Source organism: Fictibacillus sp. NRS-1165, from assembly GCF_050468105.1.
GTDB classification, from domain to species: domain Bacteria; phylum Bacillota; class Bacilli; order Bacillales; family Fictibacillaceae; genus Fictibacillus_C; species Fictibacillus_C terrinigri.
This window is the reverse complement of record NZ_JBDPNU010000024.1, coordinates 77,787-103,030: the sequence shown is the minus strand read 5'-3', so window position 1 is coordinate 103,030 and position 25,244 is coordinate 77,787. Positions and strand designations below refer to the sequence as shown.

Below are 25,244 nucleotides of genomic sequence, written 5' to 3'. Positions count from 1 at the left end.
TTTTAACATCGGCTTTAACAGAACCATGAGGGAGTGAATGAAAGTAATTATAGAACAATGAATGAAGAATGATGAAGATATATAATTTTTAATAGCTGATCCATCTTGTTTGCAGCTTCGTTTAAGGTTGTTCTAATATCCTGATTATGGTAAATAATAGCTTCCATCGCTTTCGTATATTCGTTTTCCATACGGGACCAGCTTTTTACGGGTGGACGAAGACGGGCGTTCTCCAGGCTTTCAACATACGCTTTCATGTATGGTGTTTTTAGCATCGCTGAAGAGTTTGCCGCCGCTTTATTTGCAGGGAGGATACCTGAATTAAACATACGCTGCTGAATATCTTCACTCGTCATCCATTTCATAAATGTCCACGCAGCATCTCTATGTTCAGTACCATTCATAATTACGAGGTTCTCTCCCCCTAGAATAGATCCCTTTCCTTGTTTATCAACAGGGAAAGGATAAGGTATCGTTACGTTCATCAACTGATCCACTGTATAATAAGATGTGGAGAGCACACTGTAAAACCATGGCCCTTCTTCGGCCATAAAAGCCTGTCCCTGCAGGATTTCGTTCCATGTATCGATCGATCCCGATGAAAAGTTTGGTGCCAACAGTCCTTTATCTTTCCAGCTTTTGATTGTTGATACGGCGTGAATACTTTCTTTACTGTTAAAATATCCAGATGCTTGCGTGTAATCACTGTTCGTTAACATACCGCCAAGTCCCCAAAAATAAGGAAGGCTGTCCCATGCATTTAATCCTTTCATCCCGATATAACCAATACCATGCTGTTTTTCAGCGAGTTTCAGAAAGTCATTCATTGTTTCAGGCGGTTCATTAATGCCAGCCCTGTTTAAAGATATTTCGTTATAAATTGCTGCTTTTGTTGTCAGATTAACGGGAAGTCCGTAGTATAAACCGTTGTAAAGGTTGGTTTCTAGTGCATTTGCGTATAATCTTTTTTTCTTTTGATTAAATCCTTTAAAACTATCCAATGGTTCAAGAAGTCCTAGAGATGCGAATTCCGGAACCCAGGCAATATCAATCCTTACAACGTCAGGAGCTTGTCCTGAAGATCCTTTTGAAATAAGAGCGGATTTTAAATGTTCATTATATGGCTGCCTGACTGACGTGATTTTTATCTCAGGGTATTTCTTTTGAAAGAGTGGAATAAGCTCTTCCTCAAACACCCTTGTTTCCTCATCACTGTATGTGTGCCAGAAAACAAGTTCTTCAACCTTCTCTTTTTTATGAAGTGAAGAAATAGTTTCTTTATTGCTAATAATTTGATCAGAGCAGCCGTTTACGAATAAAGCTAAACAAAAAAACATCACCATTTTATGAATGAACATTCTTTGTTTAGCCATACGTAAACCTCCTGCACTCTTGTTTATTTTTGAGCTTTTTCTCGAAAGTCTACTGGACTTAGCCCTGTAAGCTTTTTGAACAGTTTGCTGAAATATTTTACATCATTAAAGCCCGACTTGTGTGCGACTTCATAGACTTTTAAAGAAGTATTGGCCAAAAGGTCTTCAGCCTTCTTAACCCGCAATGAAATCACATAATCAATGAAATTCTGATCCATGTATTTTTTAAACAAAAGACTGAAATAGTTTTTGCTTATAAAACTGTAGTCAGCAATTTTTTGCAGCGTTAGATCGGACGTGTAATTTTGCTGGATATAATGCAATGCTTTTTCCATGAGTTGTTGATGGGAGGTAATAGAAGCAAATGTAACCGGGTGTTCAATTTCCCACCGAGCGATCGTCGCATTCAGAAGTGTTTTAAGCTCTTCCAATGTTTCTGTATGAGTCAGCTCGTCCATTTTTTGAAGAAGGATCGGAATATCTACTTTTCTTTGAAACAGTATGCTTAACATCTCTCCTGCTTCACGTTTGACTCTATCAGGTGATTTATTGCCTTTTTCCCACTCAGCTACCCACTTTTCTTTTACGATTTCCGTTTTTACGCCGTCACTTTCTCTGACAGCTTCTTTTAAATAATCCAAATAGCTGGTCTTACTCTCATCATTCGAAAATCTGGAAGCATATGGATAACTTTCCGATGATACTTGATAAAAATGAGTGTCACAGGCTTCTTTCGCCTGGTAAAAACACGTATTAATATGTGAAGCAACTTTTCCTTTTTGGTAACCGATATATAAGGTGATTCCTGTATCCGCTTCCAGTTTTCTTTTCACATGCTGAAGATTACTTTCGAATTCTTTGGAATAAGGCAGAACGAGAACAACATCTGAGTTATAGAGTGAAAACATCGAGCCCCTATCAAAATTCCTGTAAAAAGTATCAATCACTTCTTCTGCTTTAATTCCCGCGTAAAGGTAGCCGAATTTTTCCTGAAGTTCTTTTTTATTATGAATCCTTCCGTATGAGATAATATAGCCTTCACCAAACGCCGCGTTCCATTTTGCGGGATCAGCTCGATATTCAATTGAAGTAAGCATCTGCTTCAATTCCTGTTCCAATTCCTTGCGGTGAAGCCCTTTTTGGGTTTCTCTATGTTCATCAAGGTCTTGCTGTATCTTGTGTTCCTGCTGAATGAGCCGCGTGCATTTTTCCAACAGCTTAATCAGATCTTCTGGTTCTAATGTTGGCTTCAGTAAGTAATCTACAGCACCGAGCTTCAGACCTTCTCTTACATAATCAAAATCACTGTAGCTACTGACAAAAATAATCTTCAAAGAAGGATGAATGTCTAACGCATGTCTAGCTAGCTCTAATCCGTCCATAATAGGCATCTTAATATCCGTTATAAGAATATCGGGACATTGTTCGTTAAAATGTTCTAACGCTTCTTTTCCGTTTGCAAAAGCACCGGTTAGTTCGTACATACCATTCTCTAAAGGTATCGATGCTTTTAATCCATAACGGATAACAGGTTCATCATCCACTATCATGACTTTATACATGTTCTTCACCCTCCTTCAGCGGATAGAGAAGCAGCGTAATCTGTGTTCCCGTACCTTCCTGACTTTCAACGATCATCGTCGATTTTGGCGAATAATAAAGCTGGATACTCTCGTAAACATGAGCTAATCCAATCCCTACAAAACCATTCTGTATGGATGTTTCGATATCTTTGATCTGCTTTAATTTTGACGGATCAAACCCTTTTCCGTTATCCGTAATGATAAATCTTATAGATCCGCTTTTCTCTTCTTCTGCCTTTAATTGGATCAACCCTGTTGTATCAGTAGGAACGATGCCGTGAAAAATCGCATTTTCAACAATCGGCTGCAGCAGCATTCTCGGAATCTGAAAATCCAGCAGCTTATCATCGATTTCAATATCCAAACGGAATTCTCGATCATACCTAATTTTTAGAATCACTAAGTATTTCTCTAAAATATCTAGTTCTTCCGCAACCGTTATAAGGTTTCCTTTCTTCCCCATGTTCGCTTCTAATAACCGGGTTAGCGCCGAGATCGCTTCATTCGCTTTTTCATTTTGTTTAAATTGAATCAGCCACTTAATTGTACTTAACGTATTAAACAAGAAATGAGGATTGATTCGGTTCTTGATCGCCCTTAATTCTGCCTGCTGCTTTTTGCTCCGTTCATCATTTACACTCGCCATTAAATCCTCTACACGGCAGATCATCGTGTTAAACTGTTTGCTCATCAGTCCGATTTCATCATCAGAAACAACATTTGTGCGGGCTTTTAAGTTTCCTTTTTCAACATTTTTCATCTGGGTCGTTAGCTGCTTGATAGGATCTGTAATTTTGCCAGCGATAAACAAACCGATCAGAATCGCCGCAATGGTTAATCCGATGGAAGAAAGCAGGACTAGCCGGTGCAACTTCTCCATCTCTTCTGTAATCTCGTGAACCGGTACAGTTCCTACGATCATCCACCCATTGCTCAGCGGCTGTTTAACACCATAATAATTCGTGTTGTTATGTACGTATTCAAACTCTGCACTTTCATTTTGTACGACAGAATGATACAGATCCGCATTCTTCAGCTGACTTCCAACTCGGGAGACATCCGGATGGATCATGATTTCCCCTGATTCATTTACCACAAAGAATTTTCCGGTCTGCCCGAGTTTCAGCTGATTAATCTTGGATAATATATTTTTCCCATCTAAATTCACTAAAATATAGCCAATATTATTTAGCGTTTCAAAATCCTTCAGGACACGGCCAACCGGAAGAACGAGCTCTGTATTGTCTCCGCCGCCGCTGTATTTGTCTTTCTGCAGACCCATCCACACAAGCTCCCCGTCTGTCTCCTGTGCCTGCTTCAGCCACTCAAGCTCTGATTTTCTTTCCTTATTCCATTTATAAAAAGAGAAAGTGCCGCTTCCCCAACTCGTATTCTCTTCTTTTAACACATAGATAATTTTTACGAAGGAACTCGAGAAAACATAGTTGTTCAGTTTATCAGTCAGGGTATTATTACTTTCTTGTTTTTCGATGTTTAGTGCAGCAGGATCCGCATCCATTATGACCGTTTGTTGAACGGCGGAATCTCCATATACCAATTCTGATGTATCACTGCCTACCGTAAAGATATACGAGAGCGTGTTTGCTGCTTGTTTCGTAATCTGAAGAGAAGATTCGCGGACATTCTGTTTAATAATAGAAGAAGAGGAGTTGTAATAGAAAAAACTTAAGAAAAAGGCTGGAATTAAAATCACGACCAAGAATGCTGCGATTAGTTTTACAGCAATACTTTGTTTTTGCCACATGTGTCGGATCACCTTTCCAGCCCCTCATTTGTAAGACTATAATATTATGATGTTATTTCTCGTATTCAATGACAAGCATATCCCAATATTTCAATGCAGGAATGGTTACAGTCATTTTACCATTTTTTTGCTTAAAATCTAGTGAAACCGGGGATCCCAAATAATGGTCAGGAGAAGCGTTCCATACGTTCTCTACTTCTTTATTTGCACCAATCTCTAGCTCTGTATCCTTCACTTCTTTCGGCTCCGTCTGCATGCCCTCATTATCTCTCCACTCCATCGTAGAAGCGTCGTTAAAGTTAATAAGATGCACGATATCTTTATTATCTTTTTTGTATGAAGAGTAATGAATTTCTCCTTGATTAAAATCAGGAGAGATCTTGATCTCTTTCCTTGCAGCTTTAACTTCGAGAGTACCTGGTTTTACACCTTCACGAAGAAATTCTGGTAACCGGTTAAAAAGTCGTAATACGAGATTAATTGATTTTCCAGCTGATTCGTCATCTCCAGGTTTTTATGCGGAAAGTATTCTTTTGACAGCATATTTTCCCCAAGCTCTAAGTGAGAGCCTCCTGAAGAGAAGATAACCGCATTCGCCAGTAGAACAGCTGGAGTATTAAATTCACCTGTGCTATCTGACAAATCATAATTCATGTAGGCGGCGAGCACCGTATTTCGTTGAAACGCACTGTAATGATTGTTCTGCTCAATAATCTGCTTTAAATGACTAAATTGATTGTAAGGCTCCCAAATCTCTGTATAAAGAAAATCAACAGGCGCTTCTTGACCGATATTGATTTGCGCATACTGGTTTACCGCATTCATGACGAGGGGAACTTTCAACTCTTCTTTTGCAGCTTTTAAGAAGGGGATGTACGCTTTGTCGAGCGGCACGATATTCCCTTCATAATCCCACCTCATTCCCCGGTCACCGAGCTGGTCAACATGCCAGCCATCAAAAGGAAGCTTACTGAATGCTTCTTTTTCTTTTTGAATCAAAAACGACTGCCACTCTTTATTAGACGGGTCCAGCAGCATAATATCACTCGCCCATGAATCAGGCAGCGGGTGAAAATCCTGCGTCCCATGTGCGGAATCCTGATACAGTCCCCACTCCCGCTTCACCCCGTCTTTTTCTGACTCTCCATAGGCACCAAACAATAAGTTATAGTTCATCGCCATCATATTAAATTCATGGGACATATTTATATACTCTCTAACGGTTTGGTAAGATACTGGTCTGTTCGCGATATCAGGCCATTCGTTTTCTAAAGAACTGCCTTCTGGAGGAACCGGCTGATTATGCTTATACTGCCAATCGTAAAATTGAATACCATTGATATGATAGCGATTCAAACGCTTCATTATTTTTTGCTGTTCAGTCGCATCCATCGGGCCAAAGTCTGCCAAATACCCGTATCGCGGAAACTTTGACCAATTCTCTGATACATCCACTGCAATGTTCAAGTGGTCCACATACTCTTTATCTTTCTTTAAAAGAATCTCTACCAAGTATCCTTTTTCATTGTCTTTCGGAGACTTCCACTCCCATGTAAACGTTTTGTCGTTTTTAGCGTTCTTTTCCACTTCTTTTACAATTTCGTCACCATTGCGATAACGAATCACGAGTGACTCTCCGTTCATTTTTTGACTGAGACCCAATGTGAAGTGAATCGTGTCACCTGGATTATATCTGGCTTTGTCCGTATCGACAGAGTTTAAATATGACCTTTTCTCTTCTCTTTCCTCGATTTCAACGACAGTACTCTTGGATATGCATCCTGTAAGCAAGAGACATAGGCAAACAAACAGCGGCAATACAAATGACGATGTTCTTCTCATCCTTTCATACTTCCTTCACTTAAACCGCTCTTCACAAAATGTTTTTGGAAGATGATATAGATCAAGACCACTGGCAGCAGTGCGATGATAGACGCTGCAAAGATCCAGGCCCAGTTGCTGGCGTGCTGGCCCTGAAACATCATAAGTGCGATCGGCAGTGTACGAAGGGCTTCATCTTTAATAATCGTAAGTGCCACAAAGTACTCATCCCATGTTCCTGAAAAGGAAAAGATCGCCATCGTTCCTAACGCCGGTTTTGATAATGGCAAGTAAATATTCCAAAAAATACGCCAATTTCCACCGCCGTCAATCCGGATGGAATCTTCGAGCTCTTTCGGAATCGTTTCAAAAAAGCCCCGTAGAAAGAATGTTGAACCGACTACTCCACCGCCGATGTAGAGAAGCCACAGTCCAGCATACGTATTTACGAGTCCGAGATTGCTGATGACTGTAAATTGAGGAACGATTGCCAGTACAACTGGAATCATCATCGTAAAAAGAAACATACGAAATAGAAATTCTTTAAACGGAAATTGAAAACGTGCGAACGCATATGCTGTCAGCGCACCTAAAAACAAGCTGCCAACCATCGAGACACCTGCAATCAATAAACTATTTAAGAAATAACGAAAAAAGTTATTCCTATTCCAAACCGTTTCATAATTATCCAGATTCGGTGTTACCGAGAAAACCTCGCTCGGCCTTGGCAGTGTATACGCATTGTCCACAAACGTCGTTAAAAGCATATAGATAAACGGAATAATAAAAACGGCTACACCTAATATCAGTACGGCATATACGACAAACTTCCAAAACAAACTCGTTTTTGTTGTATACACGATTTGTCCTCCTTTCTAAAAGACAAAATTAAAAGTATCGCTGGTTTCCAATTTTCTTTTGCTGCGTCCAGGTTACGAAAAAGATCGTAAGCCCCATCATGACACCGAGTGCAGACGAATACCCAAAATTAAAGTTGTTGAAAGCTTCCTTATAGATCATGCTTTGTAAAACTTCAGTCTGACCGATCGGACCGCCATTGGTAATGAAGTACACTTGCGGAAAAATATTAAATGCGCCGATCACAAGGTTGATCAATACAAAGATCGTCACCGGACCTAACAATGGAATGGTGACATTTCGGAAAAGTCTTAATCCGTTTGCTCCGTCGATACTTGCCGCTTCATACAGCTCTTTCGGGATTCCTTGCAAAGCCGCTAAATAGATTACAACCGTCCACCCGACTGTTTTCCAAATATGAAACGTCCAGATTACAAACATGGCTGTCCATTGGTTCTGCAGCCAGCTGATCGGTTCATCGATGAGCCCGAGCTTTGTATGCAACAAAAAATTAATAAGTCCATTCTCTCCATCTGCAAATAAATAGCGGAATAAAAAAGCTACGACGATCCAGGATGTGATGATAGGCAAATAGTAAAGCGTTCTGAACGTAATTTTATATTTAATAAAATGCATGTTGATCAGTACAGCAAATACCAAACCTAAAAACCAGTTGATCGGTACGGTTACCACTGTGTTTAACAGTGTATTTCTGACCGCATATTTAAATTGTTCATCGCGGAATGCTTCTTTATAGTTTTCAAGACCAACAAAAGGACTCTCTGCCCCAGGGATGATGCTGTAATCTTGAAAGCTCATAATTACCCCCTTAATCAAGGGATAAATAACAAAAACAACGGCTCCAATCAAGCCAATAATAATAAAAGGAAACACTTCTCCCCATTGTTTGATTCCTTTTGTAATGGCTTTTTTCTTTCCTTCTGATCTGGGATTTGGCTGCTGATTGTATTTAGGCGCTTGGTTTAATTCTGGTTTTACAGATGCCATCTTTCTCCCCCCTTGCGATTAATGATCTGATAGTTGAACAAATGCACTCCACTTGATGTGAAGTGCATCTGCGGATTTCTATTTCTTAAGGATGGCTTCTCCTTGTTTAGCCGTATCATCCAACGCTTCTTTTGCTGACATCTTTCCTCGGATGGCTTTTTCAATGTTTAAGTTAAACACTTGTTCGAATTCAGACCACTGTGGAATCGGTGTACGTGGTAATGCTGTTTCCAATTGGTCGACATACTCTTTTACAAAAGGAACTTTTAAAAACTCAGGGTCTTTTGCCACGTTCATGTTCGTTGGGATTAAGCCTGTTTCAGACATAAGTTTTTGAGGCTCTTTTGTCAGCATCCATTGTGCAAATGTCCAAGCTTCTTCTGGATGCTTGGAGTTTGCAAAGATTACGAGATCCTCTCCACCAATTACAGAACGGCTGCCACCAGGACCTTCAGGTATAAGTCCGCGCACCGTATATTCTAATGGGTCTTCTTTTTTCTTCTCTTCATTCATCAAGACACTGTAGAACCAAGGTCCGTCATCAAGCATCATATATTCATGCTTCTTGATCCCGTCCCATGCACCCGGCTCTCCTCCAAGAATGGTCGGGCTTAAAATACCGTCTTTTTTCCACTGAATGATCTGTTCTAACGCTTTTACACTTTCAGGGCTGTTTACAAACCCATCAATTTTTGTGTAGTCTTCATTCGTTAATTTGCCGCCTAAGCTCCAGAAATATGGAAGCACACCCCATGCATTGGCCCCTCCGACTGTGATTCCGCCTTTAGCTCCTGCATCCTTTGCTTTTTTTGCAGCTGCCGCAAGCTCTTGCATCGTTTTTGGAGCTTCGGTTACACCGGCTTTGTCTAACACTTTTTTGTCATAGATAGCTATTTTTGTGTTCGTATTTACTGGAACACCATAATATTTTCCGTCAAACATATTTGTAGCCATAGGACCTTCAAATACAGACGATTTTACTTTATCAAAGCCGTCTAAGCTGCTGACTTCCTTTAAAGCTCCCATTTTTGCGAACTCTGGCACCCAGATGATGTCCATTCGCATGAGGTCAGGTGCTGCGTTTCCTGAGACACCTGCAATAACTTGCTGCTTAAGCCCTTCATAAGGCATGCGTGTTAATTTCAACTTTATATTGGGATGTTCTTTTTCAAAAATCGGTTTAATCTTTTCTTTTAATACTTTTTCTTCTTGATCACTGTAAGTATGCCAATATTCAATGGTTACTTTTCCATCTGAACTCTTTTCCGAAGAACTATCAGAGGATGAGCAAGCGCTTACGAAAAGCAAGGCAATAATGGACAAGATTCCTAACACTTTAGAAAAAGGTGTTTTCATTTTTTTAATTCCCCTTTTATTGTTGTTAGTTCCATTATTGAAAATAGTCAGACTGTTTGTAACCGCTTTCATTATTCAAATGGTGTATAATCTTCCACAAAGGAATGGCTTCCTTTTTGTTGTAAAAAAAAAAGGTGCACTATATCTCTTTTGAAAGAGAAATAATACACCTTAAGCTAGAAAAGCTCTTTATTTTGTTTTGAAGACAGTTGTAGAATCTGCTCCATAACGTTCTGTACCTGATGTCCATCGTAGAAATCCGGCTGCTGAATCGCTGAATTTTGGCTGGATATCCTGTCTATCCACTTCCATATTTCGTTTCCTGGTGTTAACCGCCATGGACGGAAATTTTCTTCTCCGCTTTCTTCTGTTTCTTTCCACTTATAGGTTTCGTTTCTTTCGTCCTGAATAGAAAGCTGAATGCCGAACTCTGTTGATAACAGTTTTATTTTTCCTTTGTCACCGTAAAGATTGATCTTAATCGTTTGTCCCCTGTCTCCTTGGTAGCGAACCCAGCTAGTCTGAAAGTTTGCGATTGCGTCATTAGGCAGTTTTGCTGCAAAGAACACTGAATCGGGTGCTTTCTCTTTTTCGTTATTGTCTCTTTTTAAAATCTGAGTGGAAGCCGACAGGGGACGAATAGATCCATCGAACAGATAATGTGCCAGATCAATAAGATGAGACCCAAGATCAGCAAGAACACCGCCTTCTCCACCAAGCTGGACATCTCCTCTCCACCCGGGTGAGGATTGAATTCCATAATCACCGGTGTATTCAAAATCAGCTTCAAGGATGTTTCCTATTCTATTTTTCAGCAGCTCATTCTTCATCTTTTTAATAGCAGGATTTTCACGATATGTAAAATTTACTGCATGAATGATAGACGAATTTTTTACAGCATCTACTATTTTTGCAGATTCCTCGGTATTAAGAGTTAAAGGCTTCTCACAAATAATGTGCAGACCGTTCTTTGCTGCTGTTAAGACCATATCAGCATGTGTCCTATTCGGTGTGATGATACACACACCGTCTAAATTCTCTGTAACTATCATTTCTTCATAGGAAGTATAGCTTCTTGGGATTCCGTATTTTCCAGCCATTAAACGGGCATTGTTTCCTTTCTCACTGCAAATGGCTGACAGCTCAGCATTCGGATGTAGGCTGAGAACGGGTAAATACCATAAATCTGCAAACCAGCTCGCTCCGATTACACCTATTTTAATTTGTTTCACTTTATCACCTCATGCTCAGAGGTGATTGTCGCGTTTCCAAGAATTTGATGAAGCACCTTTTGATTTTCATAGCCATCATAAAAGGTTGGGCAGTCCTCTGGTGAAACACCGTTAATTAAATCTATGAAGTCCTCGAGCTGATTCCTTTTATAGTTTAAAGGGACTTCTAGGCTCGTTCTATCTCTCGTTTTCTGTTCATGATTGAATTGAATCAAACTAATTTCGTCAGGGCGCTCGCAAGAAAGCTCCATCGTTCCTTCATCTCCAAAAAGGGTAACCTCTAATGCGTTCGAAAAACCAACCGCATTCCTAGTTGTCATAAACTGTCCCACAATTTCATGATCGAGCACCGCGATAAACGCCGAATAATCATCGACATCTACTTCTTCAAGCTGATTGGTTTGGTCCAGGGAAGCTCTTTCATTTACAAATGTAGTATTTAAACTTTTAATATGCTGAAACTCTCCAGCAAAAAAACGGGCTGTATCGATCATGTGTGAACCAAGATCTCCGAGTGCACCCGAACCAGATAACGCTTTCTTAAAACGCCAAGTTAAAGTGGTTTGAACCGCTGGGATGCCCCAGTCCTGTAAATAACGGACTGAGATATGCCGCAGCTTTCCTATCTTATTCTGCTGAAGCAAATCTTTAGCATAACGGAACGAAGCAACATATCGGTAAGAAAACCCGACCATGCACGGAATGGGTTGTTTTTCATACTGTTTTTTAAGTTCTGCAGCTTCTTCAAAATTTAATGTGAATGGTTTTTCTGTCATAATCGGCTTTTGATGCTGAATGCAATGACTTATAATTTTGGCGTGTAAATAATTGGGTACGATTGAAATGACAGCATCCACCTCTGAATCTTTTATCAGTTCCTCATAATCTTTGTATCTTTTATTCTGAGGGATATTCAGCTTGTCTCCAATCATCTGGAGCTGCTCTTTATTCACATCTGATACAGCGCTAACCGAAACATTTTTTAATTGAGATAAAAGATAGATATGGTGATTTGCCATGCCGCCTAAACCAATTAATCCGATTGAAATATGATTTGTCATCTTCTTCATTCCTCCTAGTTTCGTTACTCCCTCTATACAAGAAAAACTGAAAAATCCCTTCTAATTTCATCAACTCTGGAATTTATTACACGATTATCAGAAAATAAAACGATGAGATTTATATATCTAGGTGCAGCACATATTGAGGTCCAACCGGTCCATGTTTGATTTGCCCGCGATCCTTGAAAACCTGCTTTTCATAAAGCTTTAGCAAATGGTGAATTTGAAGAACTATGAATTTTGTTCGATGGAATGGGTTGTTATCTACAAATCGTCACAGGGTGTATTGTTGAATTTGCCGGACTAATATTAAATTCCTTGTCTAAACTAAGTGTATGACACTGTTTTAGGAGGTTAAGGAAATGAAACGAGCAACCGTTCTCATGCTGGCTGGACTATTAGGGATAGCGGGTGCGATTGGAACCGCAAAAGTAGTAGCGAATGAAAAAGCCGATGTGAAATTTCAAGTAGAAGAAAGAAAACCTCAGAATTTGGACTCCAGCTCTGTGGTGGCAAAAAGAGATAATAAAAACGTCCCTAATGAAGCCAAAACGTTACGGGAAGAGATGATCGCATTGCACAATGAAATAAAGTCTCTTCATAGTCAAAAACAGCCAACCGAAAATGATCACAAGGAAGAACAGATTCGAAACCGTTTGATTCAGTTATTAGAGCAGCAGAAGTCCGCGAATCAGATGTCGAAAGAAAATACGGAAGCATTGGATAAAGTGATAACTGTCTTAAAAAAATAGGCGATGATTATAAAAACAGAGATGGATTATTCCAATCCATCCTTTTCTTATTGTCATTATATCGCATTGTAAGATTTCAACCCTTGACGAATATGTTATATCACTTGTTACAAGATAAAGAGTAAATCGCTGAGGACAAGAAAACACGAGCCCTTTCTGTGCAACACAATTTGCATATTTATCCTCACTCTTAATGAAAAGAGCCGAATCCTGCATAGCAGAATCGGCTTTTCTATGGTTAAAAAACGGCGGGCAATGTTTATTCCATAATCCCTACTTTGTTATAGCCATCTTCTGTGGCTTTCGCTTCCGCACTACCCTGTCCATAAAGATCAACCGCTGATTGGATTAGCGCCTTCCGTGCATCCTTAAAATTTGAATTCGGAGTAAGGTAGTTAACGCTCGATAGTAGATCTTACCGAGCTTCGTTTTGCCAATCTGTTGCCCTGTGATGTAAGCCGCATGGTTGATGATCGAGGGGTTGATATGAACTCCTCCGTTATCTAAGTTAAGCGGTAAATGATAAAATTCATCCATAGGTTTCGGATACAGTCCTTTTCCATTACCATAAGGAACGTAATCGGCATTTACTGGATACTTGTCCGGTTTGCTCAGGCTTCGAAGTAATCGTCTTCCATCCATGATCGCAGCAGGTGCCATCCCATCCTCTCCTACTTCCCAAACGTCATATCTACTAGTGCGCCGAAGATATCAGAAAAGGCTTCATTTAATGCACCGGATTCATTACGATATAACAAGCCCGCTGTATGGGTGGTGACGCCGTGAGTCATTCATGAGCCGCTACATCTAATGCTGCAGAAAGCGGGATAAAGAATTTTCCATCACCGTCTCCATAGGTCATCTGTTCACCATTCCAAAAGGCATTGTTATAGTCAACTCCGCAATGGACAGAAGAGATAATCTCTCCTCCATTTCCATCAATGGAGTTTTGTCCATGTTCATCTTTAAAATAATGATAGACTTCTTCCGAATTATAATGAGCATCCACCGCGGCAGCGTCGTTCCTTAAATGAGGCATCACTGCCGGAGAATAATTCGTCTGGTAGCCTCACCTGGTTTGAGGATTACCTTGCAGAGTTACATCAAAGTTCATAACTAGTATTCATAGGTACATTAGACCAACCGCTAATGGGCTTAACTGCCTGTTTCGTTTCGTTACTGAATCATGTTAGACTGCTAGAAAGCGGTTACATTGTATATAAGTCTGCCAATCTTTTACCTCATGTAACCTTTTTCACATGAAAGTTTGTTAGATTTTATGACAGAGTTAGTGAAAGTTGTCGAAAACCTGTACTATGATAGTCAACATATTCAAAGGAGATGAAGGATTGGTGATATGACCCGGCAATGGATGACGAGCATAGGGTTAGATATAGGAACAAGCACGACAAAACTGATTGTCAGTGAGCTATTGATTGCCCAGTCAACCGATCAGTTTACGCTGCCAGGATGTCAGATCATCGACCGCCGCGTAACGTATGCCAGTTCCATTTATACCACCCCTATGGTAAACGAGTATGAAATTGATGTTGTGCAATTAACGCAATTGCTTCAGAAAGAGTATGAACAAGCAAAAATTACCTTGGAACAAGTCCATGCGGGTGCGGTTATCATAACGGGAGAAAGTGCCCGCAAGCAAAATGCCGAGAAAATCGTTCATTATTTGGCAGAGCATGCCGGAAATTTTGTGGTTGCGACAGCCGGAGCCAATTTGGAAGGCGTGCTGGCCGCCAAAGGATCTGGAGCAATCGAACGCTCATCTCAAACAGATGAGATCATTGCGAATATCGATGTGGGCGGCGGCACTGCCAACATTGCCTTATGTCACGACGGAAAAGTAATCGAGACGTTCACCCTTCATGTTGGAGGAAGGCTGATCCGGCTGGATAATGACGGATTTGTGACCTACGTCTCTTCTCATTTAACTGAATTTTTAGAAAACAACTCCATAATTCTGAAACAAGGGGAAAAAGCGAGCTTCCAACAACTCTCTTCCATTTGCCAACTAATGGCGGAAGAAACCGTAAACTACGTCAAAGGGATCAGCAAAGCCACTTCACTGCTCGTGTCACCTCACACAAGATCCGCGATCCAGCCCGGTTCTCTTCTGGTGTCTGGCGGTGTGGGCGCAATGATGAAGGAAGAGGAGCCAAAAACGATAGAGGAAGTCACCGTACACGGAGATATCGGCCCGCTTCTCGCGTATCATTTTCATGCGTTATCCGTGTCCCCAGCGCCTGAAACCGCACGGGCGACCGTCATTGGTGCCGGCATGCAAAATACGGAATTGAGCGGATCTACCGTATACATTAGGTCCGACCGGCTGCCGCTAAAAAATGTCCCGATTGTAGATGTACCGGTGCAACAGGAGGAAGAATGGGAGCCCGAGCGGTTTCAAGAACGGATCCAAAAAGCATTCACACAAACTTCCACCCTTTTTACCGAAAACGATCCTCCGGTTGCCCTGGCGTTATCTCACTTTCCGTATTGCAACTATACGATGCTTCAGCAGCTGACAAAAGCGATCCTTGCTGGATTTACGGCTTGTTTTAAGGAAGCAAAGTGCCTTGTCGTCCTATGTGAGCAGGATATCGCAAAAGCGTTGGGACAGGCCCTCGCCAAACAAAGCAAGGAGCTGGATATCATTTGTCTGGATCAGATTGATTTTACACATGGAGATTATATCGATTTAGGATTGCCGGTCGCAGGAGAAGCCATTTCTGTTTCCGTTAAAACACTGGCTTTTTCATCATAATCCACACTACTTTCAAGGAGCTTAACCATGTATAAAACGACGCGCTTATTAGGAGAAACCTTTTCATTTCATAGTCTGAAAGAAATCATGGCAAAAGCAAATGAAGAACGTTCCGGAGATGAACTGGCAGGCATCAGCGCCGGCTCCATGAAAGAGCGGATGGCCGCCAAGCAGGTGCTGGCCGACCTTACCCTTTCTGACATCCGAAATCATCCACTGTTGAGCCCCGATGAAGACAACGTTTCAGCGTTGATTGAAAGCCAACTGGATAATGCGGTTTATGAAATCATCAAAAACTGGTCCGTCGCTGAACTGAGAGAATATATCCTGTCCGACCAGCACCAAGGAGAAGATCTTCTGACACTAAGCCAAGGCTTGAGCAGTGAAATGATTGCCGCAGCGGCCAAAGTCATGTCCAATCTGGATTTGATTCAGGCCGCCTCCAAAATCGAGGTACAAACGACCTGCCAGACGACCATTGGCCAAAAAGGAGTACTGGCTTCCAGAGCCCAGCCCAATCACCCGTCCGATAATATCAAGGGCATGAGAGCTTCCATATATGAAGCGTTAAGCTACGGAATCGGCGACGCTTTGATCGGGATCAACCCTGTAATCGACACGACAGACAACATTTATACCTTGTTGCATGAAACAAAAAATGTAATCAATGAATGGTCGATCCCCACGCAAAATTGTGTGCTGTCCCATGTGACAAGCCAGATGAGAGCCATCGAAAAAGGCGCGCCTGCTGACCTGATCTTTCAAAGTCTGGCGGGAACCGAAGCCGGCAATGACTCGTTTGGCATTTCCCTTTCCATGCTGGATGAAGCGACCGCTTTGATCCAGGAAAAAGGAACAGCATCAGGCCCAAACCGCTGGTATTTTGAAACCGGCCAAGGCTCAGAGCTGTCATCCGAAGCTCACTTCGGGATCGATCAGGTGACGCTTGAAGCCCGGTGTTACGGGCTCGCCCGCCACTATAAGCCGTTCATCGTGAACACCGTGGTCGGTTTCATCGGCCCTGAATATTTGTATAACAGCAAACAGGTCCTCCGAGCCGGCCTAGAAGATCATTTTATGGGCAAAATGCACGGCCTGCCGATGGGCGTTGACGTCTGCTATACCAATCATATGGATGCCGACCAAAACGACATGGACAACCTGAGCATGCTGCTCGGTACCGCGGGCGTGAACTTTGTGATCGGCGTACCGATGGCCGATGACTGCATGCTAAATTACCAGTCCCTGAGCTATCACGACATCGCGACCGTCCGCCAGGTGCTGGGCCAGACCCCTGCTCCTCTCTTTGCGCAGTGGCTTGAAGAGCAAGGCATCACGCAAAATGGCCGCTTTACCTCCAAGGCTGGCGATCCGACGATTTTTATGAACTTAACGTAAGGAGTGGCTTATCATGGTGGCAAGTTCAAAACGAGATCCGCTTGAAACGCTCAAACAATTCACCCCTGCCCGCATCGGCGTCGGCCGGACAGGAACAAGGCCCTTAAAAAAGGATGTATTGCAATTCCGGACCGATCACGCCGCAGCCGTCGATTCAGTCTACGGCACCGTTCCGGAAAAAATCTTGTCTGAATTCAACCTTTTCTCGGTTACCACACGTGTAAAATCCACAGAACACTATTTAAAACGGCCCGACCATGGGAGGTTATTGGCCGATGAGGCGAAGGCTGCCATACAGAAAAACTGCCTGCAAGCACCTGACGTACAGGTTGTTGTGTCCGATGGATTAAGCGCGAAAGCCATTGAGGAAAACTTAAGTGACGTTTATCCGGCGTTAGTCGATTCACTGGAGTCCTACAGGCTACAGATTGGAACCTCCTTTTTTGTGAAAGGAGGACGGGTGGCATGCATGGATGAAATCGGTGAACTGTTGAAGCCAAAAGCACTTGTCCTGCTGATCGGGGAACGTCCCGGACTCATGAGCGCAGAATCGATGAGTGCCTATATGTGCTATCAGCCGGGCAAAGGCAAAAAAGAATCCGATCGCATGGTCATTTCCAATATTCATAAACAAGGCACGCCTCCGATTGAAGCCGCCGCGCATATCGGAACCTTGATTGACAAAATGATTCAGCAACAAACGAGCGGTGTACACCTGGTTGTTTAAGGCTGTAACCTTTGTGCTCTTGGGAAGTGGTTGATTGCCGTTTCAGGTTGCTCGCTTTCTGCGGGGCGTGCGGTGAGCCACCGGCGCAAGCGCCTCAATAGTCTCCCTGTCCCACATTTCCCGCAGGACAAGGAAGGCTTCGGCAGCATTATATCGCACTTAAAGGAGGAGAAGAGATGGCGCTACAAAAACAGCTAAAACCGATTCATTTATGGGCAATTTCAGTGGGGATGGTAATCTCGGGCCAATACTTTGGATGGAATTACGGGTTTGAACAGGGCGGGATTATCGGGCTTGCGATCGCCACCCTGATTGTCACCGTTTTTTACACAACCTTTATGTTCAGCTATGCAGAGCTTTCCACCTCCATTCCGCAAGCCGGCGGTCCTTCCGCATATGCGAGACGGGCGATTGGTCCGTTTGGCGGCTACATTGCAGGGATGGCGTGTCTGCTTGAATTTATATTTGCGCCTCCCGCCATTGCGGTTTCAACGGGCGCGTACATTCATTTCCTCATTCCAGCCGTGAATCCGGTGTACGCCACGGTGGGAGCCTTTATTTTCTTCATTTTGTTAAATCTGGTCGGTGTAAAGGAAGTTGCGGTCATTGAGCTTACCGCTACGATTTTGGCCTTGATCGGTTTGTCCATCTTTTATGTAGCGGGTCTCCCTCATGTGGAAGCTTCCAACATATTCAATGACAACTCCTTTCTCAATGGACCAACTGGTGTCCTGGCCGCTATCCCGTTTGCCGTCTGGTTTTACCTGGCGATTGAAGGCGGTGCGATGGCCGCAGAGGAAGTGGAAAACCCAAGAAAAGACATTCCGAAAGGCTTTATCGGCGCCATCGTCACTTTGGCCACAGCCACATTATTTACGCTGTTTGTTACCGCCGGTCTTGGCGGAGGAAGCGGAAAGCTGGCAGATTATCCCCTTCCCCAGGCTCTGTCCTCCGTCTATGACAACGGCATTTCAACGGCTGTTGCCATCATCGGATTGTTTGGCCTGATCGCCAGCCTAAACGGCATCATTATGGGCTTCTCCAGACAGACGTACGCGCTCGCACGAGATGGATACTTTCCGAAGTTTCTTGCCAAAACAAACAAAAAAGGCGTGCCGGTCGGCGGTCTCTTGATTCCTGGAGCCATCGGTGTCATCTGCGCAGGTTCAGCAAGCTTCGCAAACGCGCTGATCATCCTTTCCGTCTTTGGAGCGATGATGATGTACTGCATCAGCATGGTTTCTCTCTTCATTCTGCGTAAAAAAGAACCTGAGCTGGCCCGACCGTTCAAGGTAAAGTATCCCGTCGTGCCAAGCATCGCCCTCATCCTCGGAGTGGTTTGTTTGTACAGCATCATTAAGTACAGCGTGCTGACCACTAATATGATGCTGTTTGGCGCTTCTGTCCCTTTGATCTATGTAATCCTCGGCATTTTCCTTCTGGCGTTGGTCTACTATGTTCTGTATGGATCTGTGCGGCTTAAGAGAGAAGCAGATGCTTCTTATGCGGAAGAAGAAGGGGTATTAGGAACTTACAAGTAAAAAGTATAAAAGAAACACCGGTACCGGCAGATGGTACGGGTGTTATTGTGTAAATTTACGTTATTTCAAAATACTTTCCGGATACATCCCCTCTTATTAAAATGTTATGATAATTGAAAAAGTTGATTGTAATTATGAAGGGTTTTAATCTAAAAAAGTCGATTCCTTAACTTACAGGAAGTCGACTTTTTTATATTACTTGTTAAACTAGAGCTGGCTTAGTTTAATTACGATTTATCACAAACTCTAACTTCACAGTTCAGTCCCATGGCCGTATTCATCACTATCAAATATTTTTCTTCTGCACCTATTTTAATAAGATCGACTAAGTCTTTTAAATTTTCCAACTCATCAATATCATTTGCATCCGTTTCAGCAAACAAATCTTTATTTTCAATTTTATTTTTTTCTATCTGTGATTCCTAAACCAGTGAACTTTCTTATAGGTACTATATATTTACTAACCGGACCATTAGGAAGTATCTTAATTGCCATTTTACTCATCTATAAAATCCTTCCCTTTCTCAATAATTTGGATAACAGGTTTATGTGCACTTCTTTCATACAACCTCCGCCTAAAAGATTAGTCTATAGTTCTCTTAAACTCTGACTGACATTTAATCTAACTTCCTTTCCAAAGTAAAAACAAAAAACCTTGAAAAGCATAATGCCATTCAAGGTCAAAATTTCAACTACTCTTTTTTATTTCAACCATAAATCAAAGATATCATCAGGTAATAACCTTTTCATCTTTCTGAATAGATCAAATCATATTTATACTGTGCTTTCAGACTGTTTTGCTTTACATGTATAATGCAATTTATTTCAGTTGGCATATCTCTTTCCATCTTAAAGAATTTGGGTCAGACCTTTTTTCATTTCTTCCTTATTCCAATTTTCCGTCCTGCTTCAGCTGGTTTTGACAGACCCTGATGCAATTTTCCAAAACTTTCAATCCTTGATTGCACTAAGGTCGGGAAAGGAGCCGCACGCCCTTGACTCATATCCATTCCCATAAGTAGTTGTTCGCTTGTTGCCAGGCGGTTGCCTTGTCGATTTTCCATAGTAAAAAATACGTGCATTCTTTTCAAATCATAATCAAGCAATTGGATGTTTACGTGTAAATCCTGGCCTTCCTGTGCTTCCTTTAAATAAATCAGATGTGTTTCTAAGGTATAAATCGAAAATTGGTGTTTCTCACGGAATTCCGTATCGATACCGAGATCTTCCATGAATTGATCGACCGCCATACTAAAAACCAGAGCATAAGCTGAATCGTTCATATGCCCGTTATAATCGATCCAATCGTTGCGAACTGTATCTCTTAAAATTGGATTATTAAGTGGACCCACGTATTTTCCCCCTATCTTACTGTTAATAGATTATCACACAACTATCAAGAACTTATTAAAGGACTTGCAGCATATGTTTTTTATAGTTTCCCGTTCAAGTTGGCGGCTGGCCAATACTTCTCAAGCAATTGCTGCAGCTCAATCAGAAAATCATCTCTGCGAAGTTCCAATTCAGAAATGGTATGTTCTTTTGTTTGCTGTTCACACCCTGAGATGACTTTGTTTTTCAGTTCCTCAGTAAGTTCAGGAGCCACAAGCTTAGTCCACGGAAGTTTCAACGCAGGTCCAAATTGTTCCAGCATATGTTTCATACCTTGTTCACCACCGGCCAGATGCAAGGTTAAGAATGGGCCCATTAGCGCCCAGCGTAGCCCGGGACCATATACGATGGCAGCATCGACTTCTTCTGTTGTGGCCACCCCATCATTTACGAGGTGCAAAGCCTCCCTCCAGATCGCTTCCATCAAGCGATCGGCCACATGACCCTCAATTTCATTTGAGATCACAAGAGGTTTCATATTGATAGAATGATAGAACTGCGCTGCACTTTCGATCACTTCAAAGTTAGTATCTTTCCCGCCAACAAGCTCTACAAGTGGAATTAAGTATACGGGATTAAACGGATGGGCCACAATTACCCGTTCAGGACGTTCGCAATCCGCCTGAAGTTTACTCGGCAAAAGTCCGGATGTACTGGAGGCAATGATAGCTTCGGGTTTGGCATACCGATCAATTTCTGCTAGTAAGCTTCGCTTGATTTCCTCCCTTTCTGGAGCATTTTCCTGAATGAGATCTGCATCAGCCACAGCGCGTTTTAGATTCGGCTCAAACTTAAGCTTGTCTCTTGATGCTCCTTCAGCGATTCCTGCTTTTCCAAGAGTAAGCCAAGCTTTATCGATAGCTGCTTCCATACGGGACTCAGCGTTGGGTGCCGGATCCGTGGCGACCACATCGTAACCCTGTGATAAAAAACGGGCAATCCATCCGATACCGATCACTCCTGTACCGACCACCGTTACTTGCTTAATTGTGTTCATCACTACACTACCTTTCTTGGGGATTTCTTAATCCTAGATGTTTTCGTGCTTCTGCTGGTGTCATTGGTTTAGCCCCAAGCCCATCCATAATCGTAACGGCTCTTTCTACTAACTGTGCATTGGTTGCCAAGACTCCCTTATCCAAGTAAAGGTTGTCTTCGAGTCCGACCCGCACATTACCGCCGAGCAGCATCGATTGGGTGGCCATCGGCATTTGCATACGCCCGATGCCGAATGCGGACCAATGGGCATTTGAAGGCAGTTTATCCCGCATATAAAGCATAGTTTCAGCATCTGCCTCTGCGCCCCAAGGGATTCCGAGGCAAAATTGGAACATCGGATCTCCATCTATCAACCCTTCGTTAATCAGCTGCTTCGCAAAACGAAGATGTCCGGTATCAAAGCATTCTAATTCAGGTTTTACTCCGCTTTGCTGAATCAACCGTGCCTGCTCACGCAGCCAAGTCGTGGTGCTGATATAAAGCTGATCTCCAAAATTCACGCTTCCACAATCGAGTGTGCAAATTTCCGGAAGTAATTCTGCTACTGGTTCATGACGTTCCTCTGGCGTTTGGATATCAGTGCCAGTGCCGCCAGCTGTCGGGTCTTCTTTACTCGGGAACCAGTCTCCTCCCCCACCTGCCGTTATGTTCAAGATCACATCCGTTTCAGATTCTCGAACCCGCTGTACCACTTCTCGGAATAAAGCCGGATCATGACTGATACCGCCCGTCTTAGGGTCACGGACATGGATATGGGCGATGGTCGCTCCAGCCTTGGCCGCTTCAATGGCGGATTCCGCGATTTCCTTTGGGGTGACGGGGACATGGGAGCTTTTCTTGGTCGTTTCTCCTGCTCCGGTTACTGCACACGTTAAGATGACATTTCGATTCATACTGATTCCTCCTTAAAAGAGTAAATAAAAAAGAAAATGGGACAATTTCCATTTTCCTTTATTAAAATAGCTTCACTTTAGGGTTTAGGTACATGCATGAAGATATCGCCGCTTTCAAAGAAATCCACCAATCGGGATAACCATTGGTAATAATCCAGCCATTCCTTCGTTTCTTTCAGCAGGTCATTGACCTTTAGTTCCATTTCTTCAGAAAGGGTGTCACTCTCTAAAATGTTCTTTAATTCGGCGGATAATTTCTTTTCAAACATCTTGTTCTTATTGATTGCTTTTTGCCAGTTTGATGTGAACAAGGAGATAAATGTTTGGTAGTAGTCTTGCTCCACATTATATAAATCCTTGCGGATCCCCTTTTCGAATACCTTTTCGGCGATATTAAGATCCACCATCTCTCTGACGACTTGACTCATCCTGGTTTTGCTCATACCGGTAGCTTCTGATAATTCATCAAGAGTCATAGCCTTTCGGTTCATATAAATAATGCCTAATACCCTTCCAACTGTTGTTGATACACCATAGGTGTGCATATTATCCGCGATTTTTTCAACCAGTTGATCTTCAACATGTTTAATTTTTACAAATGGTTGTTCAACCAAATGAATCACCCTTCCAGTTACCAGCTTCAAGAGCCAATGTACCACATTCTGAAAAAATCGGAAAATGAGCAATTGGGGAGAAACACAGTCGATAAGCCAGCAATTTTAAGTATATACCTCATAAACTTTATACAATAATTATTTTACGTAATTATCGTCCAATTTATACAGTATATAAACTTTTTTTTTTACAAACTTTACTTTATGCTAAAAGAAATGAAAAAATGACGTAGGTTGACAACCTTCTATATCCGATAGATATAGAAAAGGGAAAATGTGGAGGTGTTTTACATTTGCTGAAATTTGAACATGTTTCAAAAGTGTATAAAGGAGGAAAACGAGCGGTCAGTGATTTGTCGCTTGAGTTTGAAAAAGGAGAATTCATTTGTTTTATCGGGCCAAGCGGATGTGGGAAAACAACGACTATGAAAATGATCAACCGCTTGATCGAGCCGTCAGAAGGAAGCATTTATATTAATGGAGTGGATGTGTTAAAAAAGGATCCTGTCCAATTAAGAAGAGAAATAGGTTATGTGATCCAGCAGATCGGTCTGTTTCCGCATATGACGATCTATGAAAATATTTCGCTTGTTCTTAAATTACTGAAATGGCCTGAAGAAAAGCGACGAGCTCGTGCAAAAGAACTGCTAACACTTGTGGATATGACCCCCGATTACCTAGGGAAGTATCCGCATGAATTAAGCGGCGGACAGCAGCAGCGTGTTGGAGTTTTACGCGCTTTGGCCGCAGATCAACCGTTGATATTAATGGATGAACCGTTTGGTGCTCTTGACCCCATCACAAGAGATTCATTACAGGAAGAGTTCAAAAAACTTCAAAAAAAACTGAATAAGACTATCGTGTTCGTTACACATGATATGGATGAAGCACTTAAATTAGGAGATCGAATTGTCATTATGAGGGATGGCCAGTTGGTTCAATGCGATACGCCGGACGATATTCTGCGCAATCCTGCTGATGAATTCGTGGAAGAATTCATTGGAAGAGACCGATTAGTACAAGCAAGACCCAACATCCAAACAGTCGAACAAATTATGAACCCTCACCCGGTAACCATTACAGGTGATCGGTCATTATCGGAGGCCATCCAATTAATGAAACAGCATCGAGTAGACTCCTTACTTGTTGTTGATGAACAAAACCTCCTGAAAGGTTATATTGACGTTGAAATCATTGACCAAAAAAGGAAAAAAGCAAGTTTAGTAAAGGATGTCCTGGAATCCGAGTTTACAGTTGAAAAAGATACGCTTGTACGGGATACCATTCGCAAAATCCTTAAAAAAGGGATGAAATATGTGCCTGTCGTTGATCATGACCAACATCTTGTCGGGATTGTAACAAGAGCAAGCCTTGTGGACATTGTTTATGATTCCATCTGGGGCGAAGAACAACAGGGGGAGATGACATGGCTACAGTCTTACAATTTTTAAGTACGTATGGTAATGAATTGCTTTTGAAAACATGGGAACACTTATTAATTTCAATTATTGCGTCCCTGCTGGGAATTCTCGTTGCCGTTCCGCTCGGAATAGCGTTAACGCGGTTTCCAAAAGGAGCCGGAACAGTGATGGGAACCTTGGGGATCATACAAACGTTCCCGAGCTTTGCGATTTTAGCCTTTTTTATTCCTATCGTCGGTGTGGGTAAAATCCCAGCCATTTTAGCTCTCTTTTTTTATTCCGTCCTCCCTATCTTGAGAAACACCTATATCGGTGTGACGGGTGTCAAACGCAGTTTGCTTGAGGCAGGGCGCGGGATGGGGATGACGGGATGGGAGCGGATCCGATACGTTGAAGTGCCGTTGGCCATTCCAGTCATCATGGCCGGCATTCGGTTATCCACTGTCTATTTAATCGGCTGGGCTACACTTGCTGCTTATATTGGAGCAGGCGGACTCGGCGATTATATTTTTAGTGGACTGAATTTATTTCAAGCTAAATTTATCATAGCAGGCGCGGTACCGGTCACAATCCTCGCCCTGTTAACGGATCTTCTTTTAGGCAGAATTGAAACATGGGTTACCCCTAAAGGAATGAGAAAAATGAAAGAAGCTGCTTAAGAGAGGGAGGCAAAC

General features: G+C 42.3%; 20 protein-coding genes and 2 pseudogenes. 7 read left to right on the top strand and 15 right to left on the bottom strand.

Annotation, left to right across the window (positions count from 1 at the left end; all coding sequences use genetic code 11):
• Positions 1-47 precede the first annotated feature (47 nt).
• From ABHN01_RS10610 to ABHN01_RS10570, 9 genes and pseudogenes are all read right to left on the bottom strand, one after another.
• Positions 48-1,373, bottom strand: coding sequence for an extracellular solute-binding protein (locus ABHN01_RS10610; protein WP_429875523.1), 1,326 nt, complete (start codon positions 1,371-1,373; stop codon positions 48-50).
• A 23-nt stretch (positions 1,374-1,396) separates the two neighbouring features.
• Entirely contained in the window at positions 1,397-2,935 is a 1,539-nt protein-coding gene (locus ABHN01_RS10605) for a response regulator transcription factor (RefSeq protein ID WP_429875522.1), read from the bottom strand.
• Complete coding sequence (locus tag ABHN01_RS10600; RefSeq protein WP_429875521.1) at positions 2,928-4,721, bottom strand: sensor histidine kinase; 1,794 nt, start codon at positions 4,719-4,721, stop codon at positions 2,928-2,930. The genes ABHN01_RS10605 and ABHN01_RS10600 overlap by 8 nt, the downstream gene beginning before the upstream one ends.
• 52 nt (positions 4,722-4,773) lie before the next feature.
• Positions 4,774-6,563 (bottom strand): annotated as a pseudogene (locus ABHN01_RS10595) (glycoside hydrolase family 66 protein).
• Complete coding sequence (locus tag ABHN01_RS10590) at positions 6,560-7,402, bottom strand: carbohydrate ABC transporter permease (RefSeq protein ID WP_290402033.1); 843 nt, start codon at positions 7,400-7,402, stop codon at positions 6,560-6,562. Before ABHN01_RS10590 ends, ABHN01_RS10595 begins: the two are co-directional and overlap by 4 nt.
• Positions 7,403-7,430: 28 nt before the next feature.
• Positions 7,431-8,408, bottom strand: coding sequence for a carbohydrate ABC transporter permease (locus ABHN01_RS10585; protein ID WP_289483260.1), 978 nt, complete (start codon positions 8,406-8,408; stop codon positions 7,431-7,433).
• Between the two features lie 78 nt (positions 8,409-8,486).
• A complete protein-coding gene (locus ABHN01_RS10580; RefSeq protein WP_429875520.1) occupies positions 8,487-9,764 on the bottom strand; it encodes an extracellular solute-binding protein in 1,278 nt (425 codons plus the stop codon).
• Between the two features lie 176 nt (positions 9,765-9,940).
• Positions 9,941-10,996: a Gfo/Idh/MocA family protein gene (locus ABHN01_RS10575; RefSeq protein ID WP_429875519.1), complete on the bottom strand. Its 1,056-nt coding sequence runs from the start codon at positions 10,994-10,996 to the stop codon at positions 9,941-9,943.
• Entirely contained in the window at positions 10,993-12,057 is a 1,065-nt protein-coding gene (locus ABHN01_RS10570; protein ID WP_429875518.1) for a Gfo/Idh/MocA family protein, read from the bottom strand. The genes ABHN01_RS10575 and ABHN01_RS10570 overlap by 4 nt, the downstream gene beginning before the upstream one ends.
• 362 nt (positions 12,058-12,419) lie before the next feature.
• Between ABHN01_RS10570 and ABHN01_RS10565 the strand changes: the two genes are divergently transcribed.
• Positions 12,420-12,809, top strand: coding sequence for a hypothetical protein (locus ABHN01_RS10565; RefSeq protein ID WP_429875517.1), 390 nt, complete (start codon positions 12,420-12,422; stop codon positions 12,807-12,809).
• A gap of 259 nt (positions 12,810-13,068) precedes the next feature.
• Here ABHN01_RS10565 and ABHN01_RS10560 read toward each other — a convergent pair.
• Positions 13,069-13,830, bottom strand: a pseudogene (locus ABHN01_RS10560) (M4 family metallopeptidase); the annotation flags it as partial.
• Positions 13,831-14,166: 336 nt separating this feature from the next.
• Between ABHN01_RS10560 and ABHN01_RS10555 the strand changes: the two are divergent.
• From ABHN01_RS10555 to eat, 4 genes are all read left to right on the top strand, one after another.
• Positions 14,167-15,585 carry an ethanolamine ammonia-lyase reactivating factor EutA gene (locus tag ABHN01_RS10555; RefSeq protein ID WP_429875516.1) on the top strand — a complete coding sequence of 473 codons (1,419 nt, stop codon included), beginning with the start codon at positions 14,167-14,169 and terminating at the stop codon, positions 15,583-15,585.
• Between the two features lie 27 nt (positions 15,586-15,612).
• Positions 15,613-16,983 (top strand): ethanolamine ammonia-lyase subunit EutB, encoded by a 1,371-nt coding sequence (locus ABHN01_RS10550; protein ID WP_429875515.1) that lies wholly within the window; start codon positions 15,613-15,615, stop codon positions 16,981-16,983.
• A gap of 13 nt (positions 16,984-16,996) precedes the next feature.
• On the top strand, positions 16,997-17,710 hold the full coding sequence (gene eutC, locus ABHN01_RS10545; protein WP_429875514.1) for an ethanolamine ammonia-lyase subunit EutC: 714 nt from the start codon (positions 16,997-16,999) through the stop codon (positions 17,708-17,710).
• A gap of 176 nt (positions 17,711-17,886) precedes the next feature.
• A complete protein-coding gene (gene eat, locus ABHN01_RS10540; RefSeq protein ID WP_429875513.1) occupies positions 17,887-19,251 on the top strand; it encodes an ethanolamine permease in 1,365 nt (454 codons plus the stop codon).
• A 227-nt stretch (positions 19,252-19,478) separates the two neighbouring features.
• Here eat and ABHN01_RS10535 read toward each other — a convergent pair whose 3' ends face one another.
• The 5 genes from ABHN01_RS10535 to ABHN01_RS10515 all read right to left on the bottom strand — a co-directional run bounded on the left by ABHN01_RS10535 (position 19,479) and on the right by ABHN01_RS10515 (position 23,149).
• Positions 19,479-19,634 carry a hypothetical protein gene (locus ABHN01_RS10535; protein WP_429875512.1) on the bottom strand — a complete coding sequence of 52 codons (156 nt, stop codon included), beginning with the start codon at positions 19,632-19,634 and terminating at the stop codon, positions 19,479-19,481.
• A 492-nt stretch (positions 19,635-20,126) separates the two neighbouring features.
• A complete protein-coding gene (locus ABHN01_RS10530) occupies positions 20,127-20,603 on the bottom strand; it encodes a thioesterase family protein (RefSeq protein WP_290399984.1) in 477 nt (158 codons plus the stop codon).
• A gap of 80 nt (positions 20,604-20,683) precedes the next feature.
• Entirely contained in the window at positions 20,684-21,640 is a 957-nt protein-coding gene (locus tag ABHN01_RS10525; RefSeq protein ID WP_429875511.1) for a 3-hydroxyacyl-CoA dehydrogenase NAD-binding domain-containing protein, read from the bottom strand.
• A gap of 7 nt (positions 21,641-21,647) precedes the next feature.
• Positions 21,648-22,535, bottom strand: coding sequence for a 3-keto-5-aminohexanoate cleavage protein (locus ABHN01_RS10520; RefSeq protein ID WP_429875510.1), 888 nt, complete (start codon positions 22,533-22,535; stop codon positions 21,648-21,650).
• Between the two features lie 77 nt (positions 22,536-22,612).
• Positions 22,613-23,149 carry a GbsR/MarR family transcriptional regulator gene (locus ABHN01_RS10515; RefSeq protein WP_429875509.1) on the bottom strand — a complete coding sequence of 179 codons (537 nt, stop codon included), beginning with the start codon at positions 23,147-23,149 and terminating at the stop codon, positions 22,613-22,615.
• Between the two features lie 293 nt (positions 23,150-23,442).
• On the opposite strand from ABHN01_RS10515, the gene ABHN01_RS10510 reads away from it, so the two are divergent.
• Both ABHN01_RS10510 and ABHN01_RS10505 read left to right on the top strand, forming a co-directional pair.
• Positions 23,443-24,600, top strand: coding sequence for a betaine/proline/choline family ABC transporter ATP-binding protein (locus tag ABHN01_RS10510; protein ID WP_429875508.1), 1,158 nt, complete (start codon positions 23,443-23,445; stop codon positions 24,598-24,600).
• Complete coding sequence (locus tag ABHN01_RS10505) at positions 24,576-25,229, top strand: ABC transporter permease (protein ID WP_429875507.1); 654 nt, start codon at positions 24,576-24,578, stop codon at positions 25,227-25,229. The genes ABHN01_RS10510 and ABHN01_RS10505 overlap by 25 nt, the downstream gene beginning before the upstream one ends.
• The last annotated feature ends 15 nt before the right edge of the window (positions 25,230-25,244 follow it).